Source organism: Acinetobacter sp. UBA6720 (assembly GCF_002454215.1).
Lineage (GTDB): Bacteria > Pseudomonadota > Gammaproteobacteria > Pseudomonadales > Moraxellaceae > Acinetobacter.
This window is the reverse complement of record NZ_DKIK01000109.1, coordinates 21956-28062: the sequence shown is the minus strand read 5'-3', so window position 1 is coordinate 28062 and position 6107 is coordinate 21956. Positions and strand designations below refer to the sequence as shown.

The 6107-nt window shown below is 42.8% G+C and carries 8 protein-coding genes; all 8 read right to left on the bottom strand.

Annotated features, from left to right (window positions below):
• Positions 1 to 234: HPr family phosphocarrier protein (locus tag B4F08_RS09585; protein WP_291374251.1), on the bottom strand; the 234-nt coding region annotated here is incomplete at its 3' end.
• Complete coding sequence (gene rapZ / locus B4F08_RS09580) at positions 231 to 1082, bottom strand: RNase adapter RapZ (protein ID WP_004692298.1); 852 nt, start codon at positions 1080 to 1082, stop codon at positions 231 to 233. The genes rapZ and B4F08_RS09585, both read right to left, overlap by 4 nt.
• A 26-nt stretch (positions 1083 to 1108) precedes the next feature.
• On the bottom strand, positions 1109 to 1951 hold the full coding sequence (gene panC / locus B4F08_RS09575; protein WP_110975218.1) for a pantoate--beta-alanine ligase: 843 nt from the start codon (positions 1949 to 1951) through the stop codon (positions 1109 to 1111).
• 3 nt (positions 1952 to 1954) lie between these two features.
• Entirely contained in the window at positions 1955 to 2764 is an 810-nt protein-coding gene (gene panB, locus B4F08_RS09570) for a 3-methyl-2-oxobutanoate hydroxymethyltransferase (RefSeq protein WP_086209851.1), read from the bottom strand.
• A 4-nt stretch (positions 2765 to 2768) separates the two neighbouring features.
• Entirely contained in the window at positions 2769 to 3290 is a 522-nt protein-coding gene (gene folK / locus B4F08_RS09565) for a 2-amino-4-hydroxy-6-hydroxymethyldihydropteridine diphosphokinase (RefSeq protein WP_291374250.1), read from the bottom strand.
• A complete protein-coding gene (pcnB, locus tag B4F08_RS09560) occupies positions 3287 to 4756 on the bottom strand; it encodes a polynucleotide adenylyltransferase PcnB (RefSeq protein WP_291374249.1) in 1470 nt (489 codons plus the stop codon). Before pcnB ends, folK begins: the two co-directional genes overlap by 4 nt.
• Before the next feature lie 137 nt (positions 4757 to 4893).
• Complete coding sequence (locus B4F08_RS09555; RefSeq protein WP_291374248.1) at positions 4894 to 5292, bottom strand: ComEA family DNA-binding protein; 399 nt, start codon at positions 5290 to 5292, stop codon at positions 4894 to 4896.
• Positions 5293 to 5310: 18 nt separating this feature from the next.
• A complete protein-coding gene (mazG, locus tag B4F08_RS09550; protein WP_291374247.1) occupies positions 5311 to 6072 on the bottom strand; it encodes a nucleoside triphosphate pyrophosphohydrolase in 762 nt (253 codons plus the stop codon).
• Between the last annotated feature and the right edge of the window lie 35 nt (positions 6073 to 6107).

Sequence of the window (6107 nt, the reverse complement as noted above, 5' to 3'; positions counted from 1 at the left end):
CTGAATCTCAGATAAAGCTTGTTCTTCATCTGCGCCTTCAAGCACCAAGCGTAAAGTGGTGCCCTTTCCTGCGCCTAGCATCAGGAGGGACATAATATTTTTGGCATCCACCAATTTGTCTCCTTTTCCAATTTGGATTGAAGAACGGAATTTGGTGGTCACTTCAATGAGCTTGCCAGATGCACGCGCATGTAACCCTAGTTTATTAATTACGTCAACAGTTGTGTCAATCATGCCCAGTGCTTCATTTCTCGATGGAGGACCTGAATAGACCATTTTGCCTCAAGGGCTTTTTTTAGTCTATCCACAATATATACAGAGCGATGCTGCCCACCCGTACAACCAATTGACACGGTCATATAGTGACGATGCCCTTCAGCAAAAGCTGGTAACCATTTATCTAAAAATTTATAAATATCTTGGAACATTTCGTGGGTTTGCTCACTTTGTTCCAAAAATTTTTGCACAGGGGCATCCAGTCCAGAATACTTCCGCAGTTCTAAATCCCAATGGGGATTGGGTAAATGTCGAACATCAAACACATAGTCAGCATCTAACGGAATACCATGTTTAAAGCCGAAAGACTGCAAAATCAAAATCAGGTTATCCGACTGCCCCAACTTTGACAGCAAGGTATGCTTTAAGTCATGCACACTTTTATCGGTGGTATCAATATGCACAGTTGAGCGCAAATTAATCGGCAATAAAAGGGTTTTCTCTTCTTGAATGCACTGATTCAAACTTTGAAAGCGTGTCGCCAACGGATGCGGACGACGTGAAGCACTAAAGCGCGCAATTAGTTCTTGGTCACGCGTGGTCAAATAAATAATATCGACCGTACCATGCCTTTGCAATTGTTCAAACACCAAGTCGAACTCTTGCAAATCTGCACGTGTACTGCGTACATCCACACCAAGCGCCAACTGCTCAAGGTTATTTTCTCGATCCAGTTTAGCCACAATCTCTGGAAGTAAGGCCAAAGGCAAATTATCAATACAGTAATAACCGAGGTCTTCCAATACTTGTAATGCAGAGGATTTACCTGAACCAGACTGTCCTGTAACAATTAAAATGCGCTTCATCTTAATCCTTTGTCATCAAACCCGAACTAAATGTGTTTCACTTTCAAGTTATCAATTAAACGTGTTACACCAAGCTTTGCCGCAACAAACAACACTACATCTTGATCAAACGCATCTACTTTTTGTAAAGCTGGGGTACGTGCTTCCACATAATCCACAACAAAACCCGCTTGTGTCAATGTCGCCTTTATATTTGTTAACACATCAGCTAAAGCGATACCCGTTTGTAGTGATTGCTCCGCTGCTTTTAAGCTTTGATAAATGCTTGGTGCTTTTTGGCGATTTTCTTCACTTAAGTATCCATTACGTGAACTCAAAGCCAAGCCATCTTCTGCTCGTGCAATCGGAACGCCAATCACTTCAAGTGGCATATTTAGATCACGGACAAACTGACGAATCACCGCCAGCTGTTGGTAGTCTTTTTCACCAAAGAAGGCAAAATTTGGTTGCACAATATTGAACAGTTTTGTCACCACCACCGCTACACCATCAAAATGTCCTGGGCGTTGTAAACCACACAAATCATTGGTGATATTAGATACAGTAATATTGGTCAAACGTGGATTTTTACCATACATTTGTTCAACCGATGGTGCAAAAACGATGTCACACCCTACATCAGCCAACAAACGCTGATCTTGCTCTAAGGTACGTGGATAGCTATCAAAATCTTCATTTGGACCAAATTGAATCGGGTTCACAAAAATACTGACCACAACCACATCACAAAGCTTTTTGGCTTCACGTACAAGGTTTAAATGCCCTTGGTGCAAGTTCCCCATGGTCGGTACGAAACCAATACTCTTTCGAGCCGTTCGCGCAGGGTTCAATGATGCTGAGAGGCCTTGGATCGTGGTTTCAGTTTTCATGTTTTACAGCTCGACTTGAAATGTTTGTTCTTTAGCTGGGAATGAACGATCTAGTACTGCTGTATGATATGCCTTGAATGCATCCAAAATCGCAGTTTCCCCTGCTTGTTCTTTCATAAAGTTACGTACAAATTTTGCAACACGACCAAAAGTCAGTCCAAGCATGTCTTGTACCACCAAGACTTGACCATCGGTATCCACACCTGCGCCAATGCCAATAACGGGTACATGCGGGAACAACTCACTAATTTCTTTACCGAGCTGTGCAGGCACACATTCCAATAACAACATTGCAGCACCCGCATCCACAACCGCCTGACAGTCTGCAATCAACTGGTCTGCGGCTTCACGTGTGCGCGCTTGTAATTTATAACCGCCTAGCACATGAACAGACTGTGGGGTTAAGCCCAAGTGTACACATACAGGAATACCATTTCGTGTCAAAACCTGAACTGTTTCAGCAAGCCATGCACCGCCTTCGACTTTGACCATTTGCGCACCTGCCTGCATCACAACTTTTGAGCTTTGCAGAGCATCATTTAAAGTGGCATAGCTCATAAAGGGCAAGTCTGTCAAAATGAAAGCATGTTGATTACCACGACATACTGCTGCTGTATGGTAAGCCATATCCTCAACCGTAACAGGCAAAGTGGAATCACGACCTTGAATGGCCATCCCTAGAGAGTCGCCAATTAAAATAGTATCAATTTCAGCTAGTTGCATTGCTTTTGCCATACTTGCATCATAGCAAGTTAGGCAGGAAAATTTGCGACCTTCTGCTTTAAATTTTCTTAAGTCATTTAAACTAATCATCAAACTATTCCTTTTCAACATTTTGAGCATTGCTCAATTCAATCGCGGCCCAATTACCTGCATCAAGCACACTTAATGTCGCTTGTTGTACAACAGGCAACTGCTTCAACGCAATACCATCAATGTGTAAATCAGGATCTAAATCCAACAGTGGGATAAGCACAAAATCACGCTCCATTACCCCTACATGTGGCACAGTTAAACGTTCATGCTGAATTTTTTCTTCGGCATAAAGCAGTAAATCTAAATCTAAAGTGCGTTCACCCCAATGGCGTAAACGTACACGTCCTGACTCTTGTTCAAAACGTTGTAACTCATCCAACAACGCCAAAGGTGCTAAATCTGTACTGAGTTGCACCACGGCGTTTAAATAGTTGGGCTGATCTTGCGGTCCCATCGGTGGACTTTGATATAACTTGGAGATCTTCACGTCCCCGAGACTGGCCAACTTATGCACTGCTTCAGTTAAAATCAATTTAGAGTCGCCTAAATTGCTCCCTAAACCGATGTACGTAATGATGTTCATTGTGTTGGCCCAAAAATCACACTGCTCAAGTCACGCTTCACACGCTTTCGTTTTAAAATTGGATGATCTAAACCTATCTCGGCAGAGCCAGTTGTAGTCACCGCGCCCACTTGAGATCGAGCTTCAGACTGCTGTTTGGTCTTACGCGTGCGACGACTACGTGGTTCTTGTTCTTTTACCAGAGGCTCTATTTCATGGCTTACGGTTTTAGCAACAACAGCTTCTTCAGCACTTGCTTTGCCACTGCGACGTGCTTTTGCACGTTGGCGATTATATTGACTAATGGCACGCTCTTTTTCATCGGTGCTCATTAATTGATATGCATCCCACCATTGACCCATACCTTGCGTACTATCATCACCCGATTTTTCACGCAGCAATAAAAAGTCAAAGCCTGCACGGAAGCGTGCATGGGTTGATAATGCTTGAATTTGCTGTGCTTTCGGGTTAAGTAAACGTGTTTGCATTTCCCACACTTCACGAATAAACGTTTCAGCAAAGCGCGGAATAATCGTCCGAGTGGCTTGGCGTTTTAATACATCAAGTCCCGCTTGTGCACGAGCTTCAGCAGCAACCACACCTTTACTGCTATAAAACTCACAACGCTCTAGGAACGGTTTCCAGAGCAACACCGCATAGAAAAAGGCAGGGTTAATGGTTTTGCCGACTTGAATACGCTGATCCGTATTTTTAGCCGCACGCTCAATAAATGGGCTGATATTCGGCTGAATGTCCGCAAATAGTTGTTTCCAAATTCCGAAGTCAATCAGCATTGGCAATACACGATTCAGATGACCCATTGTAAACAGCTTCTGAGATTCATCATACAGGCGGTGCGGAGAAACATCGCGAAGCAGTTGTGTCATTTCAAGACTGAAAACATCTAAAATTTTCTGATCAATTGAAAAACCTAATTTTGCAGCAAAACGTAAAGTACGCAACATGCGCACAGGATCTTCTTCAAAACGCGTTTGCGCATCACCCAATAGACGTAATGTTTTATCTTTAATATCGTCTACGGCATGACAAAAATCCAATACAATGCCCTTGCGTGGCTGATAGTACATTGCATTAATTGAAAAATCACGACGCGCAAAGTCTTGCTCAATCGTTCCCCAATTGTTATCACGCAAAATCATGCCTTGCGCTGAGGTGACTTCTTTCTTCGGCGGTGCACGGAAAGTTGCAACTTCAACCAACTCACGACCTGAATAGACATGAGCCAGCTCAAAACGGCGCCCGATAATACGGCAACGTCGTCCGAAAACTTCTTTTACCTGTGACGGTGTTGCATTGGTCACTGCATCAAAATCTTTAGGATTTAGGCCAAGCATCATGTCGCGGACACCGCCTCCGACGATATAAGCCTCATAGCCAGCCTTAGTTAATGCATCGATCACATCTAAAATGTAAGAAGGTAATTGAGCGGTTGATAAACCACATTTTGACGCGCGCAAAGTTTGCAAAAGCCGCTGTCTCCTACGCCTAAACGTAAAATTCTAAGATGACGCTAATGATATCTCTAACACAATCAAAGGGCAATTTGATTCTCGAAAGCAAAACAGAATTCTGAGCAATTCATGAAGAAAAGTATTCCATTTGACTATAAACTCAAACGTGCTTTATTTTTCAGAAAAATGGCAGGCCCAATCCCTGTCACCTGCTGTAATTCATCTATGGATTTGAATGCACCCTGTTTTTGTCGATAGGCCACAATTGCTTGGGCTTTCTTTAGACCTACACCCTGAAGCTGTTGTAACTGTTCAACACTGGCTTGGTTTAAACTAATTTTATCCGCATCAGTTACAGACTGAGGTTGAACTGGAGACACAGCACGTTTCACGCTCTTGGGCACTTGAATACGATCATCCCACGCTTGCTGTTCAGCTTTCCAGTTCAGGTAGTTCTGATCAAAAGACTGTGCATAACTGGTCGGCACCCAAGCCAATAAACTCAGTAATAACAAAGCAATGATCAACAAACTTACTTTTATTTTTATCAATTCAAACCACCATTTTTATTATTTCAATTGTAATTTGGCTTGCTCCCACAGATGATCCATTTCAGCTAAAGACATGTGCTCAATATTTTTGTTTTGTTGCAAAGCTTGATCTTCAATGAAAGCAAAACGAGTCCGAAATTTATGAATCGTACTCAAAAGCGATATTTCGCTTGAGACGCCCAGTTTACGTCCAACATTGATCATTGAAAATAAACAATCGCCAAATTCATCTGCTATTTCATCGGAATTTTGCTGCTGAACCGCATGTTTCAATTCAGCTAATTCTTCTTCAAGCTTGGCATAAGCACCTGCCACATCAGGAAAGTCAAAACCGATCTGTGCTACATTTTTTTGAATCTGTTCCGCCTGCTGTAAGGCAGGCCCGTGTTTGATACTGTCAAGTCTAGACTGTGCCTTACCTTGCTTTTCCTGTTGTTTAATTTGCTTCCAAAGTTCGCCCACCTCTTCAGCAGACAACGCCGAAAACTGCTGTGCTTGAAAAACATGTGGATGACGACGAATCAACTTTTCGGTGATGGCATGCACCACATCTTGAAAATTAAAAGCCCCTTGCTCAGCATACATCTGCGACTGGAACACCACCTGCAGCAGTAAATCTCCTAACTCATCACGTACTTCATCAGCCTCACCTGAACGCACAGCATCTTCAACCTCATAAGCTTCTTCAATGGCATAGCGGGTTAAACTTTCTGGGGTTTGCTGTTGATCCCATGGACATTTTTCACGTAACTCACGCATCACGTTCAGCAATTGTTCCATGTTTATCTCTCTTCAAAAATCATATTGATAATAAT

Excerpts from the sequence above, each read along its gene's own strand:
- panB (WP_086209851.1), bottom strand. The coding sequence starts at position 2,764 with ATGATTAGTTTAAATGACTTAAGAAAATTTAAAGCAGAAGGTCGCAAA.
- rapZ (WP_004692298.1), bottom strand. The coding sequence starts at position 1,082 with ATGAAGCGCATTTTAATTGTTACAGGACAGTCTGGTTCAGGTAAATCC.
- folK (WP_291374250.1), bottom strand. The coding sequence starts at position 3,290 with ATGAACATCATTACGTACATCGGTTTAGGGAGCAATTTAGGCGACTCT.
- mazG (WP_291374247.1), bottom strand. The coding sequence starts at position 6,072 with ATGGAACAATTGCTGAACGTGATGCGTGAGTTACGTGAAAAATGTCCA.
- panC (WP_110975218.1), bottom strand. The coding sequence starts at position 1,951 with ATGAAAACTGAAACCACGATCCAAGGCCTCTCAGCATCATTGAACCCT.